This is a genomic window from Vibrio profundi (assembly GCF_005281835.1).
Classification (GTDB): Bacteria; Pseudomonadota; Gammaproteobacteria; order Enterobacterales; family Vibrionaceae; genus Vibrio; species Vibrio profundi.
Window position 1 is genome coordinate 25,440 of record NZ_RZIS01000004.1, and the last position, 24,026, is coordinate 49,465.

Below are 24,026 nucleotides of genomic sequence, written 5' to 3' on the forward strand. Positions count from 1 at the left end.
CCTTAAGGGGAAGGTCAATCATCATTTTGCTGATTGGTTGAAATCAACAAAACGTTAATTCTCTCGAATTCACATCGATTTTGACGTTTTTACTTGCGAGACACTTCAAAGTTCCTCCTCAATAAAAATAAAGTTCCCCTAAAGCCAAAATAAATAGAGTGATTTGGATCCTTGTTAGTGAGTTTTTGGGGCCATTTAATTTGCAGAAGGTCACACGTTAAAATGGTTTTAACGAAAGGTTTTTTTATATTTAGTTTATAACTTACTGTTTTTTATTGTTTTACTTGTTTTTATAAAACTGCGTTTTGATGCGCGTCTGATTTAATATCCGAATGTTTTTTTAAGAAAAAAAAGTTTGCCATATTTGCCTCGTCCATAAATAGAACGTTCGTTTAAAGCACTAGCTGACAACGGAATACACAAAAAATAATAGGGGTTAATCTTATGTCTACTTTTAAAAAGACATTGCTAGGAGCGGCTGTTTCTACATTGATGCTAAGCGGTGGTGCGTACGCAGAAGGTGCTAACAGTGATGCAGCAAAAAACTATTTAACTAAAGACTCTTTTGCATACGAAGTGTACGGCATTATAGCGATGCAAGCGGCTTATCGTGATTATGATTCAGGCAGCAGCGCGACAGATGACAATCTGGGTGGCACGCAATTAAATAACGAATCACGTATTGGTTTCCGTGGTAAGAAAGATTTTGCTAACTTCGGCCCAACGTTTATCTGGCAAATCGAAGGTGGTTATGTCGATCCAAGCTTCGGTGGTGAAGGCGCAGGGCTAGGTGAACGTGACACATTCGTAGGCTTTGAAAGTGAGTCACTCGGTCAAATTCGCCTAGGTCGCGTATTAACTCCTATGTATGAACTTGTCGATTGGCCAGCATCAAACCCTGGATTGGGTGATGTATATGACTGGGGTGGTGCTATTGGTGGCGCAAAATACCAAGATCGTCAATCAAACACTATCCGTTGGGATAGCCCTATGTACAACGATGCATTGTCTTTTGATGTTGCGGTTGGCGCAGGCGATAAAGCTGGCTTGGGTGAAGGTAATGACTACTGGAGTGGCCTAGCTGCACACTACAAACTGGGGCCAATTCAATTTGATGCCGCATATGAAGCAAACCGCAACGTCGAGTCTGAATCGATTAAAGACACAAATGGAAATGTAACGACCCAGCACCTTTGGGATAATGATACTTACTTAGTTGGTCTTCAAGGTTGGTTTGATAACGGTATTTCTTTCTATGCGCAGTATAAGATGATGGAAGCGAGTGCGAATAACGGCACTAAAGAGAAACAAAACGCAATGTCTTCGGCAATTATGTACACCACGGGTGATTGGCAGTACAAACTGGGCTACGCAGCTAACTTCGATTTAGAGCGTAACGGACAAACTATTGATAATACAGGTGATGACGTGTTGTCTGCTCAGGTGATGTACTTCGTCGACCCATCAGCAGTACTTTATGTGCGTGCTCGTACTCTAGATTTTGGTGATGGCGCGACGTCTATCGATACTTCTGGCGATGCACGCTGGAAATCAGCCGATTACGATGAGTTCTCTGTAGGTGTTGAATACTACTTCTAATCAGAATCTGACAAAAGTTATGTATCAACATCGTAGATTAATGTAATGCAAATCAAGGGTATGCGAGTCATACCCTTTCCTCGTTCAATATTGGTAATCGTTATGAAACTGAAAAACTCTTTAATGCTAGGCGCTATTCCACTGCTTTTTTCATCCCTTGCGTTGGCGAGTGGAACATTGACGCTTCAACAAGAAATTGTTCCTCAAGTCTTAAATGGTGAGGCGATCGCGTCTTCTCACTTTACGGCCCAAAACACACTGTTGTTAAAAGAAGGAGAAAACCAACTTGCTCTTACGGTTGGGCAAATTGTGTTTGAAGACGGTAAGCGCAGGAAGTACGACTCACAGCCAATTTTGTTGAACTTTGAAGCAGAACAAGATCAATCTTTGTCGATTCACTATAAGACATTCAGAACGATTGAAGACGCTAAAAAGTTTGAACGTTCTCCTGAACTTACGTTTACCAGCGACGATGGGGACGCGGTTGATTTTGAGTTAGTTCAGCTGAGCAAAGGGGGCTTACAAGGCTTCCGTGATTTTGAACGTGAAGTTGCTGATTACAACGCCAAAGCTGGCAATGATGTAGCCGGACATACTAAAACCGTGGTGCCTAAATCATCGGTAAAAAGCGTAGCGGTATTGCAAAGTGAGTTTGCTGAGTTGAATGCAGAACAGCAGCAAGAATTCATGCAATGGGCGATGCGCAATTTAAAGTAATTTCTAGCATTGTAGATTTACCTTAGGGTGGTAAAATGTCGCCACTTTTATCCTTGTATCCGCAGACGGCGCCGTTAAAGCCGCTGCACATCCATCTCTAAGGTATTTAAATGACGGTTAAAACTCGTTTTGCTCCTAGCCCAACTGGCTATCTTCACGTTGGTGGTGCACGTACAGCACTATACTCTTGGCTTTTCGCTAAAAACCAAGGCGGTGAATTCGTTCTACGTATCGAAGACACTGACTTAGAGCGTAACTCTCAAGAAGCGGTAGATGCGATCCTAGAAGGAATGCAGTGGATGGGTATGGAATGGGATGAAGGTCCTTACTTCCAGTCTAAGCGTTTTGACCGTTACAACGAAATGGTTGATAAGCTTCTTGCTGAAGACAAAGCATACAAATGTTATGCGTCTAAAGAGCTGCTTGATGAGATTCGTGCAGAGCAAGAAGCAAACAAAGAAATGGCTCGCTACGATGCTAACCACCCGAAAATTGTTGCAGCGAACGAAGCGGCACAAGAAGGTGATGCGTGCGTTATCCGTTTCCGCAATCCGAAAGAAGGTAGCGTAATTTTTGATGATCAAATCCGTGGCCGCATTGAAATTGCGAACAGCCAGCTTGATGATTTGATCATTCGTCGTACTGACGGTTCTCCAACATACAACTTCGTAGTAGTAGTGGATGACTGGGACATGGGTATCACACACGTTGTTCGTGGTGAAGACCACATCAACAACACACCTCGTCAAATTAACATCTATGAAGCACTAGGCGCGCCAGTACCAACTTTCGCTCACTGTGCGATGATCCTTGGTGATGACGGTGCGAAGTTATCTAAGCGTCACGGCGCAGTATCGGTAATGCAATACCGCGACGAAGGTTACCTACCAAATGCTCTAAACAACTACTTAGTACGTTTAGGCTGGTCTCACGGTGACCAAGAAATTTTCTCTCAAGAAGAAATGATTAACTTGTTCGCACTAGATGCTATCAGCAAGTCTGCTTCTGCATTCAACACTGAAAAGCTACTTTGGTTGAACAACCACTACATTAAAACGTCAGAGCCTGAATACGTTGCTGAATACCTACAATGGCACCTAGACGAGCAGAAGATCGATACCTCGAACGGCCCTGCAATCACTGAAGTGATTAAACTAGTGGGTGAGCGTTGTGACACGCTAATCGAACTTGCTGAGCAATCTCGTTACTTCTACGAAGATTTCTCTGAGTTTGAAGCGGGCGCGGCGAAGAAACACCTACGTGGTGTGGCTAAAGGCCCACTAGAGCTTGCACTTGCTAAAGCTGAAGCACTAGAAGACTTCACAACAGTGAACATCAAAGAAGGCATCATTGCTGCAGTATGTGAAGAGCTAGAAATTGGCATGGGTAAAATTGGTATGCCACTTCGCGTAGCAGTAACAGGCGGCGGTCAGTCTCCTTCAGTTGATGCTGTGATGGAACTTGTTGGTAAAGAGCGCGTAATCGCTCGTATCAAGATGGCACTAGAGTTCATCGCTGAGCGCGAAGCTAATGCTTAATTAAGCTTGTAATAAGCTTAATTAAAAAAGGGTCAGTAACTGAGTTACTGACCCTTTTTGTTGTTACGAACTCTGAGAACTACATCTTATCTTCTGCGATGAGCTGAGTTGCTTGCTCGGGAGTAGTTTTATCAAATAGGATATCCATCATGGCTTTGATTCGCGCCATATCGTCCCCAAATTTTGATAAATTAGCGCTATTTGGTGCTTTGAACTCGACGTTACCAATACGCTCTTGACCTTGATAGGCTGAGATTTTTGCATCGGCAACGAAAGTTTTTAAGTCCCAGCTCCAGCGAGATACATAATCCAGTGTTACTTCTTCTGGGTTATGTTCCGTGTGATCGGCCACCACCTTACATTTCATTTGGTTGTTCAAACACCAGTCGTTCATCGAATCTAAGAATACGGAACGGGTTTTTATGTCTTCGACAATCGTGACACTCGTTAGTACTTCACTATTCGGAATTGCACTTCCGGTATATTTGGGAGCACTACAACCAGCAAGAGTCAGTATCGATACGATGAGTAACCACTTTTTCATCACAGGTTATACCTTCTTGAAAATCAATGAAGTGTTAATGCCGCCGAATGCAAAGTTATTGCTCATCAAATATTCGACTTCTAATTCACGGCCAGAGCCGGTGATGTAATCTAAGTTTCCACAGCGCTCATCAATATTTTCTAAGTTCAATGTTGGGCTGAACCAGTTACTGTGCATCATTTCTAGGCTTAGCCAAGCTTCGATTGCACCACATGCGCCAAGCGTATGACCAAAATAGCTTTTCAAAGAGCTGATTGGCACGGAACCAAAGATGTTTGCCGTTGCATTGCTTTCGGCGATGTCGCCTTTATCTGTCGCCGTACCGTGTGCAGAGATATAACCGACTTTTTTAGGATCTAGCTGCGCATCATTTAGTGCCATTTCCATACAGATCTGCATGGTTTCCATTTGTGGTTGTGTGACATGGGCAGCGTCACAATTGCTCGCAAAGCCAATGATTTCAGCATAGATTTTTGCACCGCGTTCAACGGCGTGTTCGTACTCTTCTAGAATTAAGGTACCAGCGCCTTCACCTATCACTAAACCGTCGCGGTCTTTGTCGTAAGGGCTAGGTGAACCTTTTGGATTATCGTTTTTCAAGCTGGTGGCGAAAAGCGTGTCAAACACCGCTGACTCGGTTGGGCAAAGCTCTTCACCGCCACCTGCTACCATGACGGTTTGATAACCATGTTTAATGGCTTCGTAAGCGTAGCCAATTGCTTGGCTGCCAGAGGTACAGGCGCTACTGGTTGGAATCACTCGGCCTTTCAAACCGAAGAACAAACCTACGTTTACCGCTGCGGTATGCGGCATCATTTGTACGTAAGTGGTAGCGGTGATAGCACGGGTTGATTTTTCATTTAGCATCACACCGAATGCACCTACTGCATCGGTACTGCCTGTTGAAGAGCCGTAAGCGATGCCTGTTTGACCATTGGTCAATACATCGTGACCAATCAAGCCCGCCTGTTCTAGCGCGTTTTCAGTGGCAACAGTAGCAAGGCGTGAAACTCGCCCCATACCTCGTACTTGTTTGCGCTTGTAGTGCTTAGGCAGTTCGAAGTGGTCAATAGGAGCGGCCAGTTTGGTGTTGAGACCGTCATATTGCTCAAAGCTCGGCATATATTGCGTGGCATTTTCACATGTACGTAATTTAGGCTCGACACTGGCCCAATCGTTACCAAATGCAGTGACACCTGACATTCCGGTAACTACGACGCGACGGCTCATACTAAACCTCCATTTACTGAGATCACTTGGCGAGTGATATAAGCAGCAATATCAGACATGAGATAGCTCACTAGGCCTGCCACTTCTTCCGGTTCACCCATGCGACGCAGCGGTACTTGTGGAAGCGCGTGTTCTTTAACATGTTCATCGACCATACCTGTATCGATAAGCCCTGGCGCAACACAGTTTACGGTGATTTTGCGCTTAGCGAGTTCTAGGGCAAGAGACTTGGTTGCACCAATGACACCTGCTTTTGCTGCGCTGTAGTTAGTTTGGCCTCGGTTACCCATGATGCCTGAAACAGAGGCTAAGGTAACAATACGGCCGCCTTTACGTTTTTGCACCATAGGCATAACGCAAGGGTGTAAGACGTTGTAGAAACTGTCTAGGTTAGTGTGAATGACGCCATCCCATTCTTCTTCAGTCATCGCTGGAAATGCCGTATCTCGAGTAATACCAGCATTGTTCACTACACCATAATAGGCGCCATGTTCTGCGATATCGGCTTCTAATTGGCTTCGGCATTGCTCTCGGTTGCTAATATCAAATTGAATAATTCGACCTTGGCCGCCATCTTTATGAATCGCATCTAAGGTGTCCAATGCGCCTTGTTTGTCGCCCATATAATGGACAGCAATAGTGAATCCATCTTTTGCCAGTTGGATTGCAATGGCTCTACCAATGCCTTTACTGGCACCAGTGACTAAAACTTGACGAGTCATGACTGGCTCCTAATTTTCATTTCTTGTAATTTCTTTTCGGATGGAACGTAAACGTTCAACTGGCACTCAGCGACGGTTTTACCTTGGTGTTCTACTTTTGCCGTAAATACAGCCATGCCGTTGTCTTCCATGAGTTGTTCCGCGTAAATATCTAAGGTTTGCCCTTTGGTAAACTCATCGCACATTGCTTTGTAGCGTCGGCTACCTAGTAGAAACCCTATCGGAGGCTGTAAGCCTTTCTGCAGTGAATGATAGCCGGACCAAGCTGCGACCGATTGCGCCATAAATTCTATTCCTAAGTAGGCGGGCGCCGATTGCGATGTGGAATCAAAGAAAATACAGTGCTCGCCGATATCCACTTGGCAATGGATCGACTCATCTTCAATTGTGATTGCACGATCGATTAAGATCATCGGCTCATCATGGGGAAGCAATTGGTTAATAGACGGGATATCAGTCATTTACGATACCAAAAATAAGGCTAATATTATTGCCACCAAACGCGAAAGAGTTGCTCAGGATGGCCTTAGATTGTAATTTTTGCGTACAGTTTACCAAATCCACTTCAATATCCTCAGCTTTATCCTGAGTTTTTTGTAAGGGAAGCGTAAGGTCATCCTTTAAGATATTCCATGCTAGAGCTGCTTCCACAGCGCTAGCAGCACCGAGTGTGTGCCCCGTTAATGGCTTGGTTGAGCTTACTGGTGTCTTAGTACCAAAAACTCGATGAATGGCTTTGGCTTCCATACTGTCATTCAAAGGTGTCGCGGTACCATGTGCGTTTACATAGCCAATACTGGAGGGCTCTAGCCCTGCATCGTTAAGGGCATTCCGCATCGCTTGTTCTGCCCCATTTCCTTCAGGGTGAGGCGCAGATATGTGGTGTGCGTCTGAGCTGTCTCCTACACCAAGTAACGCAACGTTTGGTTGTTGAGTATTTATGGGCTTATCTCGACTTAGCAGCATGAAAGCAGCCGCTTCACCTATGTTGATTCCATCTCGGTACTGGCCAAAAGGCTGACACAGTGCGGAGGATAATGCTTCTAAACTATGGAAGCCATTTAATGTGAGCTTACATAAGCTATCGATACCACCCACCAAAACCGCGTCAACTATTCCTGATTTCAGCAGCCTTTTCGCTGTGAGATAGACTCGTCCACTCGATGAACACGCCGTCGAGATTGCGTAGTTAGGCCCAGTCGTTCCTAAGTATTGGCTAACAAATTCGCTGACATTGCCAAGCTCTTGTTTTGAATAATGGAAATCGGCAGGGAACTCTCCAGAATGCATCTTTTCTTTAAAGGCTATTTCTCCATCCGAAATACCTGAGGTGCTGGTGCCTAATACTACCGCGACACGCGAACGTCCATATTGCGCGATTGCGTGATGGATTTGCGGTTCAATACTGTATAAGGCCGACAAGGCTAAGCGGTTGTTGCGCGTGTCATAGGCGGCGAAATCGCTGGGTAAAGCAGAGAGGCTTTCTGACACGCGACCCACAACAGTGTGGCTACCGTCGTTCAGAATACTACTGTCTACTACCATGTTTGGATTTTCGCCAGATTGCAGCGCATTGCGGATATCTTCTTCGGGGCTCCCTAACGCTGAATGCAGACTGCAAGCCTGAATATAGATGGGATATTTAAATTGTTGATTCATAGCCTAGCCAGTCTTTATTGAGTAATGGTGTGATTCAGCGTTTGAATGGAGATCAAGTAGCTTAACTGTAAGTGTTGGAACGTCATACTTCCATTGAGCCTATCTTTCGCTGATGTTGAATCTTGATAGGTGATTTCTATTATTTTTTGGTCGTCACTATCAAACACGATACGTCGATTATCCGATTCAACCATTTGCCAGCCAATAGCACTGAGGGGCTGGTGCCACGCTTGCATAGGCCATAGTGTAAGCATCAGATTAAAAAGTACCTGCTCAGGCTGAGGAAGCTTCCCTTCTAACCCATTGAGTACGCTGGTTTCAATACGATTATCTTGGTACTTGAGAGTTAGAATACGCGTCCCCCAAGATGAGAATCCAGCTAAATTGATTTGTTCCGATGTGACTTCAAGTTGGACGGGCAGTTGTTGCGTGGTTTCATCCCATGTGGCAGAGACTAGCTGCGTCGCGGTCACTTGATAACCAAGTTCGCCTGGTGTTGGCAGGTGGAGTTGAATACCTTGACTGATCTCCACACTCGGGGTGGTCGAAGTAAGAGGCTGTAGGCTACAGGCCGTTAAACTAACAAGTGCAACGAAGATTAGAAGAAGTTTCATCGGTTATCCTTTTCTATCGTTTGTTGAATTGCCATGGGCGCCAATAACCAAGCAATGAAAATACCGGTAAGAACTGTTATACCAAAGCTATGAATCGCGTGGGTCTGGCTTAAGGCCAGCAGGCCAAACGACAGTAGCGTTGTCATTGCAGATAACGTGATGGCCAGCAAAGTACTCTGGCCTTGATTTTGTTCTGAGAAGAACAAGGTGTAGTCAATGCCGATGCCAAGAATGAGAATCAAACCTAACAAATTAAAAAGATTGAGTGACGAACCAAGTGCTGCCGTAATGGCTAGTGCAGCAATGCCTGCGATTAAAGAGGGCAAGATCATTTTTAGGCTCTGTTTCCAGCCATAACGCCAACTTAGTAAAGCGAAAATAGTGATGAGAGCGAGTGACAATAACTCTGCAATTTTGACGCGATACTCCCCAAATAAGTTTGAAATATCCTTGGCTTTATTTAGGTAAACGATCCCTAAATCTTTGGCTTTTGGAGAGGCTAGCCATTGTTGGAATTTGGCATCATCTTGAATGCGTTTAAGCATAACGACCGAAGAAAACTGGTGATCGTTAACATCTAACCACATGAATCGCATTGGCTTTGAAACAGGGGACTTCAAAAACTCATCTATCGTAATGGGAGCGAAAGCAGGGAGGTCGGGTATGTTACTCCATCCTAATGTTGATTGGAGGGTTGCGCCTTTCTGTTCGTAAAGTTGTTCGATGAGTTGGTAATGTTTCGCCTGTTGACTTTGGCTTGGCAGGTACTGGTCAATGCTTTGGTGGCCAGAGATAACTTGTTGTTTGGTGAGTATATCGAGCTCTACTGATGCTTGAGATAGTTTATTTAGTAACGATTCCGGTGATTCGGCAGTGACGAGTAACATTTGTTGAGAATTATTAATGCCTGCAAGATCGGCAATGACTTGCTCTTGATCTTGCAAGTGTTTAGGCATGGCTTGCAGTTGGCGAATATCATCATCGTAATGGATTTGTGAAAGTCCAATCAGGCTTAATAAGGTAATGGCACATGGTAGGCCATAAGCTAGCTTAGGGCGTTGCCATAAAGACAACCATTGAGTCAGAATACTTTGCCCAGGTAAAGTCCTAGTCGCTTGGCTCGGTGAGCGAGCGAGTAACGGATACCAACACACAACACTCGCATAGGCCGCAAATAAGCCTATCGCCGAGAACAGTGCGAGTTGTTGCAAGCCTGGAAACGGTGCTATCAATAGCCCGAGATAACCAATCAAACTGGTTATAAGCCCCAAGGTGATGGCGATGAAAATATGCTGTAAGCCTTTACGGCTATTCCATTGATTACCAGCAGCAAGGCGATCCGTTAAAAAGTGGAACGCATAGTCAATGGACACGCCGATTAGGCTTGCACCAAACACTAAACTGAAAAGATGTACCTGACCAAAAATCGCTATAGTCGATGCTAACGCAACCAGCAGTCCCGTTGAGATGGAGAGCAGGGCAAGGCTAAGAGGCAGTGCGCTACGAAATACCCATAGAACCAGAAATATCACACCGAGCAATGAGCCAAGACCAATGGTACTGATTTCCGATTTGGCACTTTGGGTTCCATAATCTGCGTAGAAAACCACCCCGGTATGGCGGGGCTCAACGTTATACTGCTCAGAAATCTGTTTTTCTAGAACAAATAATTCAGGTAATTGTTTTTGTACCGACAGTTGATAGGGCGAACCTGCAAGCTCTGCGCTGAGTAATACGTGGTATTGGTCATTTTTTTCGGCAGTAAGAAAACCATTACTTAATGAAAAGTTGCCTGATTTTACGCTAAGTTCGGTAATGTATTCGCGAAAAAGCAAGAATGGGTCTTGGCTTAGTTCGCTTGCGGTAACCCCAAGGAATGGGTTGTAGAGCGACTGTAATACAAATTGTACTCTGGAATCTGGCGCTGTACTGATAGTGTCGGCTTGGCTTTCTGTAAGCAGTTGCGCTCGATACTTGAAATAGAACTCTGCCCATTTTGATTGGTCGTCTTGACTGATTTGTCCCTGAACAGAGCGAAACAGGCTGAACTTTTGAAGCAGCTTTTCAAATGCTTGTGCCGCTCTTATGACATCTTGTTTAGAGTCGCTGCTGATTACCAGTACGACTTGGCTTCCCATGCTATCAGCAACTTGCTGGAAAGCATTTTCTGCAAGTGAGTTTTGCTGATTTTCTGGCAGTAGTTTTAATATATTGGTTTCTATCGGAGATTGTTCCGAGAGCGCGAATTGCTTGACCAATAAGGCGCCAAAAATCAATACAACAGCTAGCCAAATGACCGCTAGCTTAGAATTTGAATTGCGCTTGTTCTGCATCATTCAGAGTGTCTGGTTGGTGAGTGTGGTCTGAAAACTCTATTGAAGTACTGTCGCCTCTAACCTCTAGTAAAGTAATACTTTCAATGTCGGTATTACCATTAAGAACAATTTGTTTGAACACAGCGTTGAGTGGTGCTTGTTTCGGGCTAAGCTCAATCGCCCAGTGGTCAGCATTGGTTGTAAAAGTTAATTCGAACTGCTCCGCTAATTGCTTGGTATCACCATGGAATACAGATAAGAAAATATGGCTGAAGTAAAATGCCATTGGGTTTTCTTGGGCCGTAATGACTTGTGGCTCTTGATTAGCAAATCGCTGGCTGAGTTTATCTTGGGTAAGCACTAGCTCCACAGGAAAAGGCAGCGTTTGCTGCCATAGCAGACCATGAGTTTTATCGAGCAAGAAACTGCCGCTTGACACCAAAGGTTGAGCGAACATTTCCATGATACGAGTTTGGGTAAACTGACCACGTACTATGTTGTGGCTAGAAAGCGCCATTTGGACATCTTCTAAGGTATTGATTGAAGTAACCTCGTTGTGGGCTACTTGGTTTACTTCTTTCGTTGTCGGAACTGCTAATAGGCTTGTCGGTAACACGGCTAATAGCGCCCACAGTGTAAGTGATTTCATGGGCTTACCTATCATTGATACATTGATTGGATGGTAAGCAGCCATACTGATGCCAATGCTCAACTTTGTCTATGAAGACCTTTGGAGATACAAAACACATCTCTTCGTTTGACATTTCTACAGCAACCTGCATGGTGTGAGCTTTGCACATTCTTACGCCAGTTTGAGCATCGTGGATCTGGTAATCAACGCGTAAGCGGTTTTCCCATTCAGTTAGTCGGGCGGACACTTTGATCGCATGATTGAATGGGATGGCTTTTACGTACTTAACACGAGTATCGATAACTGGCCACATGTAGCCAGAGTCCTTCATTTCCACATAATTGTATTCAAGCTGTGCCATAAGAATTCGACGCGCCTCTTCAAAGAATCGGAAATAGTTTCCATGATAGATAACACCCATCGGGTCGGCATCTTGGAAAGAAGTCACCAGTTCAACTTGGGACTTGATTGGATAAAGGATTTCTGACATCTGTAGGCCCTAATTGGTTGGCTAATATAACGACCAGCGCTGCGCTCTTATTTGAGCTATAAAGTGGCGAAGATCAGCTTCAAGTGGACGATCTTCTACAACAAACTCAAATTCTTCCAATACCGCATCGCGGATCGATTTAAGATTGTCGCTCATATGGTGTTCATCCAGTTCTTTGTGACGCTTACGAAGTTCGATGGCTTGAGTACCAGCTAGCAATGAAGCGGCTGCTACTTGCTCGGTAAGCTCCAATACACGTAAACAGTCGCGAGCGGCTATTGTCCCCATGCTCACTTTGTCTTGGTTGTGGCATTCGGTAGAACGTGAGAAGACACTTGCAGGCATAGTGTGTTTCAAAGCTTCTGCCGTCCATGCTGAGATACCAATTTGTACGGCTTTGAAACCATGATTGATAGGCTTACGTTCGCCTTCGGCACCGGTTAGGTTAAATGGAAGCCCGTTATTGAATTTGTAATCCATCAACTGCGCCATTTGACGATCCAATAAATCAGCTAAATTCGCAACTGCGGTCTTTAGTGTGTCCATCGCCATCGCAATATGACCGCCGTAGAAGTGACCACCGTGCAGTACGCGTTCGTTGTCGCCATCGATGATTGGATTGTCGTTTGCACTATTAAGTTCATTTTCAATCATTTGGCGTAGCCACGGCAGGGAATCTTGAACCACGCCGATCACGTGTGGGGCACAACGTAATGAGTAACGATCTTGTAGTCGATCACTGTTTCTTGGTGGACGTTCGGCTTGTAAATCATCACGTAACCAAGCCGCTACTTGTTGCTGACCGGGGTGAGGTTTGACCGCGAATAAAGTCTCATCAAAATGGAAATCGTTACCATGCATGCCCACCGATACCATAGCGGTAATTTTGGTGGATAGCTGTGCTAAATATTCAGCTCGTTTGTAGGCAATGCACGCCAACGCCGTCATAACCGAGGTTCCATTCATCAACGCCAAACCTTCTTTTGGCTTGAGTTTGATTGGTTTAATACCTAGTTCTCCAAATACTTCAGAAGTTGGACGTACTTCACCTTTGTAGATCACCTCGCGCTCACCAATCAGAGCGGCAGCTAAATAAGACAAAGGTGTTAAATCTCCGCTCGCACCAACGGAGCCTTCTTGAGGAATGCGCGGTGAAATATCGTGGTTAATTAGGGTAACAATTTGATTCAATAAGTCGTGAGTGACGCCAGATACACCTTGTGAAAGTGAACACAAGCGTGTGGCTAATACGGCTCTAGCTTGCTGATGATCGAGAACTTCACCAAGGCCGCAGCCATGGAAGCGAGTCAGGTGTAATGGCAGTTCATCGACAAGTTCAGGTGGGATTGCCACAGTACATGAGTCACCGTAGCCCGTTGTTACGCCATATATAACGCCTTCTTCTTTCAGTAAACGTTCTAGAAAGGCTACGCCACGGTCAATTTTTCCGACAAATTCTGGGTCTGTGTTCATTTGCGCAGATGCGCCTTGAGCGATCTCGACTACATCTTCGATGGTAAGGCGCTCAGCACCAAATGTGATGTTACTTTGTTTGTTCGTTGTCATTGTGCTGGCTACTTAATTTCCAAAAATTAAAAAAGTTGTACCACTGAAGTGGAGCTTGCAAAGTGTAATGTTGGAGCCGATTTGCATATTGTTGAACTATGTTCTCAAGTGCTTGTTGGCGCTCCTTGCGAGGAAGCACGATCTTGTCGCTAAAGTGCTCGAAGTAGACATTAAAATGAGGCTCTTTCTTTTGATTGTCTCTGAGCCCAAATAGTAAAAATACTGGGGCTTTCAGCACTGATGCCAACATAAATGGCCCTTGTGGAAATGGTGCACTTTTTCCAAGAAAGTCAGCCCAAACAGAGCGACTTTCTTTGCTGGTGGAAGTGCGGTCACCGACAATTACGATCCACTCACCTTGTTCGAGTTTCTGCTGAAGTAAGATCGCAGTGTCGGGGCCCATTTTGTTTACTTGGATCAGGTTTAATTCAGACTTCGGGTTTACGGCTTTCATTACCGTGTTAAAACGTTCGGCATGCTCCGTAAACACTAACGCATTGATTTTGATATGGGAGTGACGGCGACTTAGCGCTCGGCATAACTCTATATTGCCTAAATGCGACCCTAAAATAACGACGCCTTGGTTACGTTCGATCATAGAATCAAAGTGTTCTTGGCCATGAATCGTTAGGTTTTTCACCGAGAAATCGCCTTTCCATGCGGCTAATTTATCGAGCATAGTATGGCCGAACGACAGCAAGTGATTGTAGGTCGTCAAATTGCTTGGCAGCGTGATAGAGCGCTGCTTACTGTATTCAGAGAGCTGAGCTAAGTATTGTTGTGAGGCCTGTCTTGCTTGGCTCCCCGTCAGGTGATAGTAATGCATAACAACTTTGAGGAAGGCGTTAAACACCTTGCGGCCAAGTAAGGAATAGACTGCAAGCAGAAGCTTGATACCAAGCACCGTTCCTTTTTCTTGAGTTCGAGACCAATGTGTTTCATTCGTCGATTTGGATTTTAGAGTGCGAGTGAGTAATTTAGGTGCTCGTGGTAGCATCCCGAAAAATAGTCGGGTGTGCATCCAACTGATTTTCACGTTATCCCAGAGTGCATCAAAATGAGAAATGCCACCTTCAGGGTAAATCACGCGAGTATCGACAAATCGAGTATCACAACCATCCCAATACATACGCACCATAATCTCAGTATCAAAATCCATTCGCGATCCAATAGAATATTGATTGATGGTGGCTAGTGTTTGTGTAATCGGATAAGCGCGAAAACCGCACATACTGTCACGTACTGACAATGATAGAGTCTCAATCCAAACCCAAACGTGTGTGATATATCGACCATACAATCGAGACTTTGGCACACTCTCATCGTAAATAGGTTTTCCTGAAATGAGATCTTCCGGATGTGCTTGAGACAGTGCAATGAGTTCTGGCAGGGCTGCTATGTCGTGCTGCCCATCCGCATCTATTTGAATCGCATGACTGTAGCCAGCTTGGTGAGCGTAGCGAATACCCGCTTTAACGGCTTCTCCTTTCCCCTGATTATGCGGCAAAGAGACTAATGACGTATTATCGGCTTCAGACGCCGATTCTAAGGCGCGCTGAGTTTGAGGTTGGCTACCATCGTCGACTAAAATAATAGGGAGATTAAACGGTCGCAGTGATTCCATCACCCTTGGAATGGTTGAACCATGGTTGTAGCAAGGGATGATAAAGCACGCTTGGTAACTGTCCATAAGATCGTTACTCACCTTTGTGTCCCAACTTCATTTTTCCCGAAGCGTGAGTGATCGAACCCTCTTCAGAGCTGTAACGAAAAGCGAGCTTTTGCTTGTTCTCGTCCCAATCAAGCGAAAGCGTGACGTTCGCATTCGGCAAAATGGGTTCTTGGAATTTGATGACTTCCATGCCTTTAAAGCTTTCAGGTACATTGAGATATTCTCTCGCGTAGTAAATAGCCCAATCGATTTGAGTGACACCTGGAAGAATAGGGAAACCTTTAAAATGGCCTTGGAAATCCAATATATCGTCGTCCACTTGCATTTGGATGGTAATAGATTGATCCGTTATTTGATGGGACAACAATGTAGGCTTTCTTTTTTTCATAATATCAACTAATAAAAAGTGGTGATGATATGTTGAGTAAGGTTCTGACGTACTGTTCGCTACACTGAAAGAAGCTTTTCAATATCCGAGATGAGGCGCTTCCCTTGGCTATTTAATGGGATTTCTCCACAAACACGATAACGTCTAGGGATGGCAATTGGTTCAAGCCATTGGCGTAATTCGCTGCGTAGCAGTAACCAAAACTTGCCTTTGCCTATTTGAGCTACCTTTTCTTGCCCAGCTTCTGAAAGCACCAACGCAGAGGCTAACGTTAAGCGTTGTCCTTGTTCAAAAGGGAGAACCACGCATTCTGAAATCCATGCTAGCTGCTCTAAACGTTTTTCGACTTCGACCAGAGATATACGCTTTTCCTCTATTTTGATAACACGATCAGTGCGACCTTTGAGAATAAACTGAGTGCCATTGATAAATTCACACTCGTCAGCAGTCTGATACCAATGATTGATGTCGATAAAAGGTGATTTAAGACCAAGGCAGTTTTCACTATTTAGCTTAGCCTGAATGCAGCTAAATAAGGTCCACGGAGATTGACTGCTGTGTTGCTGGCGAAAAGCGATGCCACCAGTTTCGGTGCTGCCAAAAACTTCAACAGGGTAAGTACCAAAGAGTGAGTGGGCGAGCTGGGCGGAATCGAAGCTTAACGGGCCACCAGAGGAAAAGACCATTCTCATTGGCTTGCTTGAAAAGTTAGTACTCATGCGTTTTAGCAGCGCAGGGCTGCTGATTAGAACGCTATCTTGGGCAGCAACGTTCATTACCTGCTCAGGAAATTCTATGTTCTGACAAGAAAATGGTCGTTGAGTGCAGAGCGGCCATAACAACCGAAACAAAAGGCCATAGATATGCTGCTGTGAAACCGTGCTATGTATGCGACAACTTGAAAGCGCGTCACCCCATTGTTGCTCTAATTGAACAAGTTCGGTGTCAATCTGGCGTAGCGACTTATGGATGGCTTTTGGTGTGCCACTTGAACCAGAGGTGAAGAGCGTTAATGAGAGTACATCAAGGTTTAAGTCATGGTGAAGACTTGGTTGAGCGGCTCCTCGCTTTTTAAGCTCCAACGCTAGATCGATATTGAGCTTGCCAGAGATCGCTTCGACCGCATCATCGTGCAGTAGGCCATCAAACTGTGCGGACAACTCATTTAATGCCGCGGGCTGGTAATTGCCCGGTAAAACAATGTGCTTTTGGCTATGCGCGCAAGCCATGAATGCAATCGCAAATTGATAGCTGTTTTGCGCACAGATAGCGAATTTAGTTTCAGGCAGTTCTGCTAGTTCTTCGGTTAGCTTTGCGACTGATTCGCTAAAGTGCTTCCATGAATACGTTTCAGCACCATCAAATGCAACGGGGCGTGATGCATCATGTGGGCTAGCCATTATTTGGCTTAGGGAACAAAATTGTGGAGATGATGTATTCATTGTTATTCGCTTTGACGTATTTTTTGCCTAACAAGCCATTCAATGACAAAGAGTGAACCAGCAAGTAAGTAACTAATTAATCCGTTAAAAAGAGTCCAAATCTCTAATGACTGAAAGCAGGTATAGAAAGCGATAGAGGCATTAATAATGAAAAATGCACACCATACTTTGGTGACTTTTCTTGTATAACGAACCCCGCTTTCGGGTAAGTCTGGTTCCTGTAAACGGGCTAAACGCTCGATGATGGTTTGTGGTTGTTTTAGGCTTAAAGCAAATACCGTCAACATGCACAGACTCACTACGACTGGGTAATACGTGAGCCAACCATGCTGTTTAAAGGTGACGCCAAGCAACAATAATAAGATGCCCGCGCTGCCACTAATCCAAGCTAATTGTTTAAGCTCTTTAATTTTGGCTTGTGACCCTGCAAAGATCCGCACTGCAAAAATCGCAGCCAACAATAATCCAACGGTTTGTAGCCCAAACCTATTGATACCGAAATAGACGGCAAGGGGATAGGCCACAAGGACTAGAGCTGACAATGCGGCCAGCAGACGTCGCATTAAGCGTCCTTCAATAATTCAACTACAGATTCGACCACGTCATCTACAGTGCGTACTGCTTTGAATTCGTCAGGTTTGATTTTCTTACCTGTTACATTTTGCAGGTGAACCACTAAGTCGACGGCATCAATACTGTCTAGATCTAAGTCTTGATAAAGATGCGCTTCTGGGGTGATGTCTTCTGCATCTAATTCAAACAATTCAACCAGAGCATCTTGTACTTGAGTGAATACTTCTTGTTTATTTACTGCGGTCATAACAATTCTTTCTATTTGCTGGTTTGCGAAGAGATGTAGTTAGCTAAATTTGCGACAGAGGCAAAATGCTCACGAGTATTTGAATCATCAGCATCAATGACAATGTTGTATTTCTTCTTGATCGCTAAACCTAACTCTAAAGCATCAATGGAATCTAACCCAAGGCCATCACCAAAAAGTGGTGCTTCAGTTTCAATTTCATCAATAGAGATATCTTCTAAATTTAATGCATCTATGATTAATTGTTTTAACTCGTTATGTAATGTGTCCACTATGACCTACTTATAATTTTATATTCCGGCAATCATTCTGAAAAAATAACCTGAGATAAATGACGATTTAAGCGCCTTGCTGCACTGGTTAAATTATTGGATTGCTCAATAAAGGGCTCAACCTCTATATTACCTTTCACTTCGATATGAAAAAAGGGTTTCGTTTTTGGTACTTGGTACCATTTTTTCTCTTTTGTGAGAAAACTGGGCGAAACGGTTATATTTACAACTCTTAAATCAGTAGAAGTTCGTGTGGCAATTTGTGCTGCACCTCGTTGAAGGCTTGGTTTAATACCGGGTGTTGTGCGGGTACCTTCAGGAAATACTAATAATACATTCCCTTTATTAAAGCGTTCTTCGCAGCGTGACATTAAATCGTCGGGATCATTATTTGGGATATATCCTGCCGCTTGAACAATTCTTTTCATAAAAGGATTCGACCAAATAGACGCTTTTACTAAGCAATCGCATTGCGGTAACTGAGAAGCAATTAACACGTAATCTATTAGGCTAGGGTGGTTCGCTACTATTAAACAACCTTTATTTTCACGTAATAGCCCTGCCCCCGTGATTTTGTAGTCAATCGCACCGGTAAACTTCATAATCTTGCAGAACCAGTCAAAGGTAATTTGAATTAAGCGCTGCACTTTAAGCTCAGTTTGCACTCCGGGCTTATTGGTCAGTGCGAGTAACGGAATTATGATGAAGCTTAATGTTAGGCCACCAAGCCCGAAGATACTGAAGCATAAACCTGTGGCAAAAATGCGCCAGTATTGGTTTAACTTAAGCATCATGGTGTTTGTTCCAGTGCCAAGTTTGGCCCAAGCCTTCGATAGACCACGCTGCATCATTATTGATGATGCGTTGTAAACACAGCAAACCTTGAGTCAATGAAGGGTTAGCTGCCTGAACATCTGGCGTGTTATCTTGGTGAGTAGAGCGAGCGAGTGAATACTGCTCTCCCTGAGATAGTACGATTGCTAGAGCGTAATCAGAAAAATCATTGGATTCATATTGTTGATAGACACTTGGCAGGGGCTGATCAAAGTCGACCAGTAAAACTTTTTTATTCGGGTTTTCATCAAGATACAACAAAGCGTCAAGTAGCGCGTTGTGGAATGTATCTTCACCGGCGGCAATAGATGTGAGAGGGATAGACTGTTTACTCGCAATCGTCGTTAACCCTGCAGCGGTATTGTGAACTGATTGTGCAAAAGCCATAGGTGAAGCATCTTCACCTTGTAATATCGATTCGATTAACGTGGCAGTGCGGTGCAGCTCACCGTGACGGCTAGAAAATACTAAGTAATCGATTTCTTGATTTTTAATCACACGTAAAGCAGCTTGCACAGATAATTTACTTTGCACACTCATACGGCGACGCATCATCGCAGGGAGCTCGCTCGCGTCAATTTTACCTTCGGTTGACCAAGTAATATGTTGCGCCCATTCTTTCCAATGTTGCGGTTCGGTTAAACCTAACGCACAGGCTGTCCAACTTTCGATATTGAAGGTGAATAAATGTGTGTGATTTGACATAGGATATTGATTTAATTTGAGTCTAACTAAATACTTACAGCGTTATACATAGTTCAAATTGAGGGATATATATGAAACACATTAAAGTAGCGATATCACTAGCGTTTATATTGCTTCTCGCGGGTTGTGGTCGAGTGCAACCTGTGATGAATATTGAGGATACTCCAGTTGCTTATAATCTTCAAAGTAAACAAGTGAAATCAGCAATATATGAAGCTGCAACAAATCGTGATTGGTTAGTGAGTGAAGTTAAACCTGGTTTACTTCGTGCTGAGTTATTTGTTAGGAGTCATCATGCGGTAATTGAGATTCCGTATTCTGACAAATTTTATTCAATACAATATGTTGAATCAGATAACTTAAAATATAGCGATGGAAATATTCACCGAAACTACAATCGCTGGATTAACAATTTAAATACTGATATTAAAAACAAACTAGCCAAACTTTCCGCTAGCCAATAAATAATTAACATATAGGTTATTTGTGTCTCAACATAATATTGATCCATTTAATGCTTTAGACGCGAAAACAGAGGCGCAAAAGTTATCTTTTGCGCCTATTGTTTTTCATACCGCGAGAACGTTACGTGATTTAAAAATCCTAGAGGCGCTTGATTGTGCTGGTGATACGGGGCTTGAAGCTAGTGACATTGCTCAACGCACTGGTGTATCGGAGTACGGCGTTAAAGTCCTGCTTGATATGGCCATTAGTGCCAATATCGTATTATGGAACCGTCCGAATTATCGCTTGGCTAACCTAGGGTATTTCTTACTTCATGACGGTATGACTAATGCCAATATGGATTTCACTGCGGACGTTTGCTACGCCGCAATGATGCATTTGACAGAATCCATTGAAAAAGGTGTGCCCGCGGGTTTAAAGGAGCTCGGTGAATGGGAAACCATTTATCAAGGGCTATCTCAACTTCCAGAGCAGGCCAAACAGAGTTGGTTTAAGTTTGATCATTTCTATTCAGATCGCTCTTTTCCCGTTCTACTGGAAACCATCTTTAAACATCAGCCGAAAACGATCGTTGATATTGGCGGTAATACCGGAAAGTGGGCGATGCAATGCTGTAAACATAACGCGGAGGTGGAAATCACGATTGTCGATTTGCCTCAGCAACTTGAGATGGCAATGAAGAATGCCTCAGAGCATGGTTTCGAGCATCGAGTTCATCCTTTCCCTGCAAACATGCTTGATAAACAGCAAGCACTCCCAATACAGGCGGATGTTTGGTGGATGAGCCAATTCTTAGACTGTTTTTCACCGATGGAAATTCTAAGTATTCTTAAGCGTGTTCGAGCTAATGTAACACCAGAAGATCGAGTGTACATATTAGAGCTATTTTGGGATGCGCAAAAATACGAAGCTGCAGAATATAGTTTAAATGCCACGTCTTTGTATTTTACTTGTTTAGCTAATGGCAACAGCCGTTTTTATCGTAGTGAAGACTTCCTCGAAATAGTGGCAGAAGCAGGCTTTGAAGTAACAACTCGTACCGACAATATTGGCCTAGGACACACTTTACTTGAGCTAAAAGCTGTCTAAAAACAGCTGGTTGAGTGGGTTATCTCAGTATTTAAGAAGAAAGTATGAAGACAATTTCAACACAAGTAGTGGTTATTGGTGCAGGCCCTTCAGGGTCGGTTGCCGCGGCTTTATTACACGCGCAAGGGATTAAAGTCCGAGTCATTGAGAAGAGCCTATTTCCCCGTTTTTCTATTGGTGAAAGCTTGCTACCTGCCTGCATGGAAGTGTTAGAAAAGGCTGGTATGACTCAGGCAGTGAATCAAGCTGAGTTCCAATATAAAGACGGTGCTACCTTTCGTAAACGAGGTGTGTATACCACCTTTGATTTTCAAGATAAATTCTCGATTGGCCCTGGCACGACTTTTCAGGTTCAGCGTGGATCGTTTGATAAAGTATTAGCCGATGAGGCAAGTCGACAAGGTGTCGATATTCGCTATCAACATGAACTGAAAGCGATCTCATTTTTAGATACTCATACCTTGTTGGACGTTAGTGTAGAAGGGGGCGAAGATTATCGTATCGAAGCGGAGTATGTACTGGATGCCAGTGGCTTTGCACGGGTATTACCACGAATGCTACAACTTGAAGAGCCTTCTTGCTTGCCACCAAGAAAAGCGCTTTTTACTCATGTAACGGATAACATTGATTGTGAAACCATTGATGTCCCGTATGACAGAGACAAGATCTTGATTTCTGTTCATCCTGATAACCCCAATGTTTGGTATTGGTTGATCCCGTTTAGCAACGGTACGGCATCTTTTGGCGCAGTTGGGGAACCTGAATATTTCGAACACTACCCTTTGGATAACTTAGAAGCGTTGAAACAGTTGGCGGCTGAAGAGCCAGGGCTTGCCGAAGTGTTGAAGAATGCGAAATACAATAACCCTGTCGGTGAGATTGGCGGCTATTCAGCGAATGTGAAACATCTCGCGACAAGGCGCTACGCCTTACTAGGCAATGCCGGGGAATTTTTAGACCCGGTTTTCTCTTCGGGGGTGACAATTGCAATGAAGTCGTCAGAGCTGGCTGTGAACTGTGTGGTGAAGCAGCTATCGGGCGACAATGTCGATTGGCAAGAAGAGTATGCTAAGCCTTTAATGGTTGGAGTGGATACATTCAGAACTTATGTTGAAGGATGGTATTCAGGGGAGCTACAAGACGTGATTTTTTACTCGGATCCTAATCCAAAAATTAAGCAGATGGTGTGCTCGATTCTGGCTGGTTATGCATGGGATCAAACCAACCCCTACGTGAAAGAATCGCGTCGCCGTTTAGCCACTTTGGCTGAAATTTGCCGCGCAGGATAAGAAAAAATAGCCGATGATTCGGCTATTTTTCGTTTTAGATGGGCTTGTATCTTCAGCTCAATAGTTACCTCAGAACAATCGCTATTTCAGATCAATACTATTTAATCGGCCCATAAATATAAGTAGGTCGATGCTGTCTTTGTATGCTTCAAGTAACGCGCGTTTAGTTTGAGAGTAAGCTGCCAGTTTGCCATGTTTTTTGATTGAACAGACTTTGGTTTTGTAGCGGTATTTCCCATCTTCAGTGAAGACACGCCACTTCGCGATGTAGCATTCGTCTCGATGCTCAGGATCGGTCAATGTTGGGTTAGGCTTAAAGACAACTTTTGGCTCTAAACTATGAGGAAGGCGAGTCATTAGGTATGGGTCTTTGAGTACCCGATTCCAAAATTTCCCCCACATCTCTTTCCCTAATTCATTCCGCATTTTGAGTGCTTTCTTCAGTGCTTTTTCTTCACCCATACGGACAAAGCCCACTGAGCGATGAAGTACGGTATCATCGGGGGTATGAATATGAATTTTGAAGGCGGTTTTGCCTTTAGAGATAAATCGGTGGCCAGTACTGCCGATCAAGTTGTTTTGGCTCATATCTTATTAACTAACAATTGTATTAATAGCAGGTTACGACAAATCATCAAAAACCGAAAGGACACTTATTGTGTTTATGATTATTAAGTATAGCTTTCACCTCCAAAATTGCTTTATAGCAAAGCCAGAGGAAGGTCAGTGCTTTGTCAACTGCGCTTTAATATCCCGCTAAATTCAGTTAGTTGAATGGAATATAAAATCCAAAAATAATGGCGTTTTCCCCTTTACCAAGTGGGTCATCATCGGTAGTTATTGTGGTCGCAAGGTAAGGTTCGAAAGTTGCTATATCGGTATATTTAAATTCCAACTCATATTCTTGCCAAGACTTGAAGCCTCCCTCTATAGGGTTCATGTTGGTCGAGGTTGCTGTTAGGGTGAACTCATCGCTGAGTGGGAGTCCTGTTATGAGATCAGTTCTGATTAAATCGAAGCCATTGTCACCAAGTTGATGGTCGAGTCGAACTTGGCCGGCAATATCGATGCTTTCAACCCCCAGATAAGCCCAGCCTACGCCAGCTTTTAACGCGTCACTCTTGTTGACCACGTAATTGTATTTGGCAGCAATGCCCATTAGCCAGTTCTCTGTTATCGGTACTAGATAGGTAAGTCCAGGGTGAATGTTTGTGGTGGTGCCCAATTTAGTCGTAGTGCCATTGAGCTCTAACGTTGTGTTTAATATGCCGCTCCCCACTTTACCCCAGGCGCTATGCAGTTCTGCGAAGTGTCGCTCGAAATTCTGTCCTCGTTTCTCAAATTTGAATTCAAGTAAATGATCGGTGGATTGAGCGGAAGTGGTGAACAGAGCCAAAGCTACGGCTAGGGTTTTCTTCATGTTGG

Annotated in this window: 26 protein-coding genes; 6 read left to right on the forward strand and 20 right to left on the reverse strand. The window is 44.0% G+C overall.

What is annotated here, in order from left to right; all coding sequences use genetic code 11:
* Positions 1-444 precede the first annotated feature (444 nt).
* From ELZ11_RS11455 to gltX, 3 genes are all read left to right on the forward strand, one after another.
* Positions 445-1,599: a porin gene (locus ELZ11_RS11455; protein WP_137357551.1), complete on the forward strand. Its 1,155-nt coding sequence runs from the start codon at positions 445-447 to the stop codon at positions 1,597-1,599.
* A gap of 102 nt (positions 1,600-1,701) precedes the next feature.
* Complete coding sequence (locus tag ELZ11_RS11460; RefSeq protein ID WP_137357552.1) at positions 1,702-2,316, forward strand: YccT family protein; 615 nt, start codon at positions 1,702-1,704, stop codon at positions 2,314-2,316.
* A 110-nt stretch (positions 2,317-2,426) separates the two neighbouring features.
* Positions 2,427-3,854: a glutamate--tRNA ligase gene (gene gltX, locus ELZ11_RS11465; protein ID WP_137357553.1), complete on the forward strand. Its 1,428-nt coding sequence runs from the start codon at positions 2,427-2,429 to the stop codon at positions 3,852-3,854.
* A gap of 79 nt (positions 3,855-3,933) precedes the next feature.
* On the opposite strand, the gene ELZ11_RS11470 is transcribed toward gltX, so the two are convergent.
* The 18 genes from ELZ11_RS11470 to ELZ11_RS11555 are packed head-to-tail and all read right to left on the reverse strand — an operon-like array spanning position 3,934 to position 19,758.
* Positions 3,934-4,398: an Sbal_3080 family lipoprotein gene (locus ELZ11_RS11470; protein WP_137357554.1), complete on the reverse strand. Its 465-nt coding sequence runs from the start codon at positions 4,396-4,398 to the stop codon at positions 3,934-3,936.
* 6 nt (positions 4,399-4,404) lie between these two features.
* Positions 4,405-5,628 carry a beta-ketoacyl-ACP synthase gene (locus tag ELZ11_RS11475; RefSeq protein WP_137357555.1) on the reverse strand — a complete coding sequence of 408 codons (1,224 nt, stop codon included), beginning with the start codon at positions 5,626-5,628 and terminating at the stop codon, positions 4,405-4,407.
* Positions 5,625-6,350, reverse strand: a complete 726-nt coding sequence (locus tag ELZ11_RS11480) for a 3-ketoacyl-ACP reductase FabG2 (protein WP_137357556.1) — start codon at positions 6,348-6,350, stop codon at positions 5,625-5,627. The genes ELZ11_RS11475 and ELZ11_RS11480 overlap by 4 nt, the downstream gene beginning before the upstream one ends.
* Positions 6,347-6,811, reverse strand: a complete 465-nt coding sequence (locus tag ELZ11_RS11485; RefSeq protein ID WP_137357557.1) for a hotdog family protein — start codon at positions 6,809-6,811, stop codon at positions 6,347-6,349. Before ELZ11_RS11485 ends, ELZ11_RS11480 begins: the two co-directional genes overlap by 4 nt.
* Positions 6,804-8,009: a beta-ketoacyl-[acyl-carrier-protein] synthase family protein gene (locus tag ELZ11_RS11490; protein WP_137357558.1), complete on the reverse strand. Its 1,206-nt coding sequence runs from the start codon at positions 8,007-8,009 to the stop codon at positions 6,804-6,806. The genes ELZ11_RS11485 and ELZ11_RS11490 overlap by 8 nt, the downstream gene beginning before the upstream one ends.
* 14 nt (positions 8,010-8,023) lie before the next feature.
* Entirely contained in the window at positions 8,024-8,623 is a 600-nt protein-coding gene (locus ELZ11_RS11495; protein WP_137357559.1) for a DUF3261 domain-containing protein, read from the reverse strand.
* Entirely contained in the window at positions 8,620-10,956 is a 2,337-nt protein-coding gene (locus ELZ11_RS11500; protein WP_137357948.1) for an MMPL family transporter, read from the reverse strand. The genes ELZ11_RS11495 and ELZ11_RS11500 overlap by 4 nt, the downstream gene beginning before the upstream one ends.
* The gene (locus ELZ11_RS11505) at positions 10,928-11,587 is read right to left on the reverse strand and encodes an outer membrane lipoprotein carrier protein LolA (protein ID WP_137357560.1); all 660 of its coding nucleotides are present in this window, start codon (positions 11,585-11,587) and stop codon (positions 10,928-10,930) included. Before ELZ11_RS11505 ends, ELZ11_RS11500 begins: the two co-directional genes overlap by 29 nt.
* Before the next feature lie 4 nt (positions 11,588-11,591).
* Positions 11,592-12,059: an acyl-CoA thioesterase gene (locus ELZ11_RS11510; protein ID WP_137357561.1), complete on the reverse strand. Its 468-nt coding sequence runs from the start codon at positions 12,057-12,059 to the stop codon at positions 11,592-11,594.
* Between the two features lie 21 nt (positions 12,060-12,080).
* Complete coding sequence (locus tag ELZ11_RS11515) at positions 12,081-13,625, reverse strand: HAL/PAL/TAL family ammonia-lyase (RefSeq protein WP_137357562.1); 1,545 nt, start codon at positions 13,623-13,625, stop codon at positions 12,081-12,083.
* A complete protein-coding gene (locus tag ELZ11_RS11520; protein ID WP_137357949.1) occupies positions 13,603-15,315 on the reverse strand; it encodes a glycosyltransferase family 2 protein in 1,713 nt (570 codons plus the stop codon). The genes ELZ11_RS11515 and ELZ11_RS11520 overlap by 23 nt, the downstream gene beginning before the upstream one ends.
* A gap of 7 nt (positions 15,316-15,322) precedes the next feature.
* Positions 15,323-15,685 (reverse strand): 3-hydroxyacyl-ACP dehydratase FabZ family protein, encoded by a 363-nt coding sequence (locus tag ELZ11_RS11525; RefSeq protein ID WP_137357563.1) that lies wholly within the window; start codon positions 15,683-15,685, stop codon positions 15,323-15,325.
* A gap of 59 nt (positions 15,686-15,744) precedes the next feature.
* Complete coding sequence (locus ELZ11_RS11530; RefSeq protein ID WP_137357564.1) at positions 15,745-17,127, reverse strand: AMP-binding protein; 1,383 nt, start codon at positions 17,125-17,127, stop codon at positions 15,745-15,747.
* Positions 17,128-17,129: 2 nt separating this feature from the next.
* Positions 17,130-17,690, reverse strand: coding sequence for a COG4648 family protein (locus ELZ11_RS11535; protein ID WP_137357565.1), 561 nt, complete (start codon positions 17,688-17,690; stop codon positions 17,130-17,132).
* Positions 17,690-17,947 carry an acyl carrier protein gene (locus ELZ11_RS11540; RefSeq protein ID WP_137357566.1) on the reverse strand — a complete coding sequence of 86 codons (258 nt, stop codon included), beginning with the start codon at positions 17,945-17,947 and terminating at the stop codon, positions 17,690-17,692. The genes ELZ11_RS11535 and ELZ11_RS11540 overlap by 1 nt, the downstream gene beginning before the upstream one ends.
* Before the next feature lie 11 nt (positions 17,948-17,958).
* Positions 17,959-18,219 carry a phosphopantetheine-binding protein gene (locus ELZ11_RS11545; protein WP_137357567.1) on the reverse strand — a complete coding sequence of 87 codons (261 nt, stop codon included), beginning with the start codon at positions 18,217-18,219 and terminating at the stop codon, positions 17,959-17,961.
* 32 nt (positions 18,220-18,251) lie between these two features.
* A complete protein-coding gene (locus tag ELZ11_RS11550) occupies positions 18,252-19,010 on the reverse strand; it encodes a lysophospholipid acyltransferase family protein (protein WP_137357950.1) in 759 nt (252 codons plus the stop codon).
* A complete protein-coding gene (locus ELZ11_RS11555; RefSeq protein WP_137357568.1) occupies positions 19,003-19,758 on the reverse strand; it encodes a beta-ketoacyl synthase chain length factor in 756 nt (251 codons plus the stop codon). The genes ELZ11_RS11550 and ELZ11_RS11555 overlap by 8 nt, the downstream gene beginning before the upstream one ends.
* Positions 19,759-19,829: 71 nt before the next feature.
* Between ELZ11_RS11555 and ELZ11_RS11560 the strand changes: the two genes are divergently transcribed.
* From ELZ11_RS11560 to ELZ11_RS11570, 3 genes are read left to right on the forward strand one after another with little or no spacing between them, the layout of a single operon-like run.
* Positions 19,830-20,222, forward strand: a complete 393-nt coding sequence (locus tag ELZ11_RS11560; protein WP_137357569.1) for a hypothetical protein — start codon at positions 19,830-19,832, stop codon at positions 20,220-20,222.
* Between the two features lie 22 nt (positions 20,223-20,244).
* A complete protein-coding gene (locus ELZ11_RS11565) occupies positions 20,245-21,312 on the forward strand; it encodes a class I SAM-dependent methyltransferase (RefSeq protein WP_137357570.1) in 1,068 nt (355 codons plus the stop codon).
* A gap of 44 nt (positions 21,313-21,356) precedes the next feature.
* Entirely contained in the window at positions 21,357-22,601 is a 1,245-nt protein-coding gene (locus ELZ11_RS11570; protein WP_137357571.1) for an NAD(P)/FAD-dependent oxidoreductase, read from the forward strand.
* An 81-nt stretch (positions 22,602-22,682) separates the two neighbouring features.
* Here ELZ11_RS11570 and ELZ11_RS11575 read toward each other — a convergent pair whose 3' ends face one another.
* Both ELZ11_RS11575 and ELZ11_RS11580 read right to left on the reverse strand, forming a co-directional pair.
* Positions 22,683-23,189, reverse strand: a complete 507-nt coding sequence (locus tag ELZ11_RS11575) for a Fe3+-citrate ABC transporter substrate-binding protein (protein ID WP_137357572.1) — start codon at positions 23,187-23,189, stop codon at positions 22,683-22,685.
* Positions 23,190-23,367: 178 nt separating this feature from the next.
* Positions 23,368-24,021, reverse strand: a complete 654-nt coding sequence (locus ELZ11_RS11580) for a hypothetical protein (protein ID WP_137357573.1) — start codon at positions 24,019-24,021, stop codon at positions 23,368-23,370.
* Between the last annotated feature and the right edge of the window lie 5 nt (positions 24,022-24,026).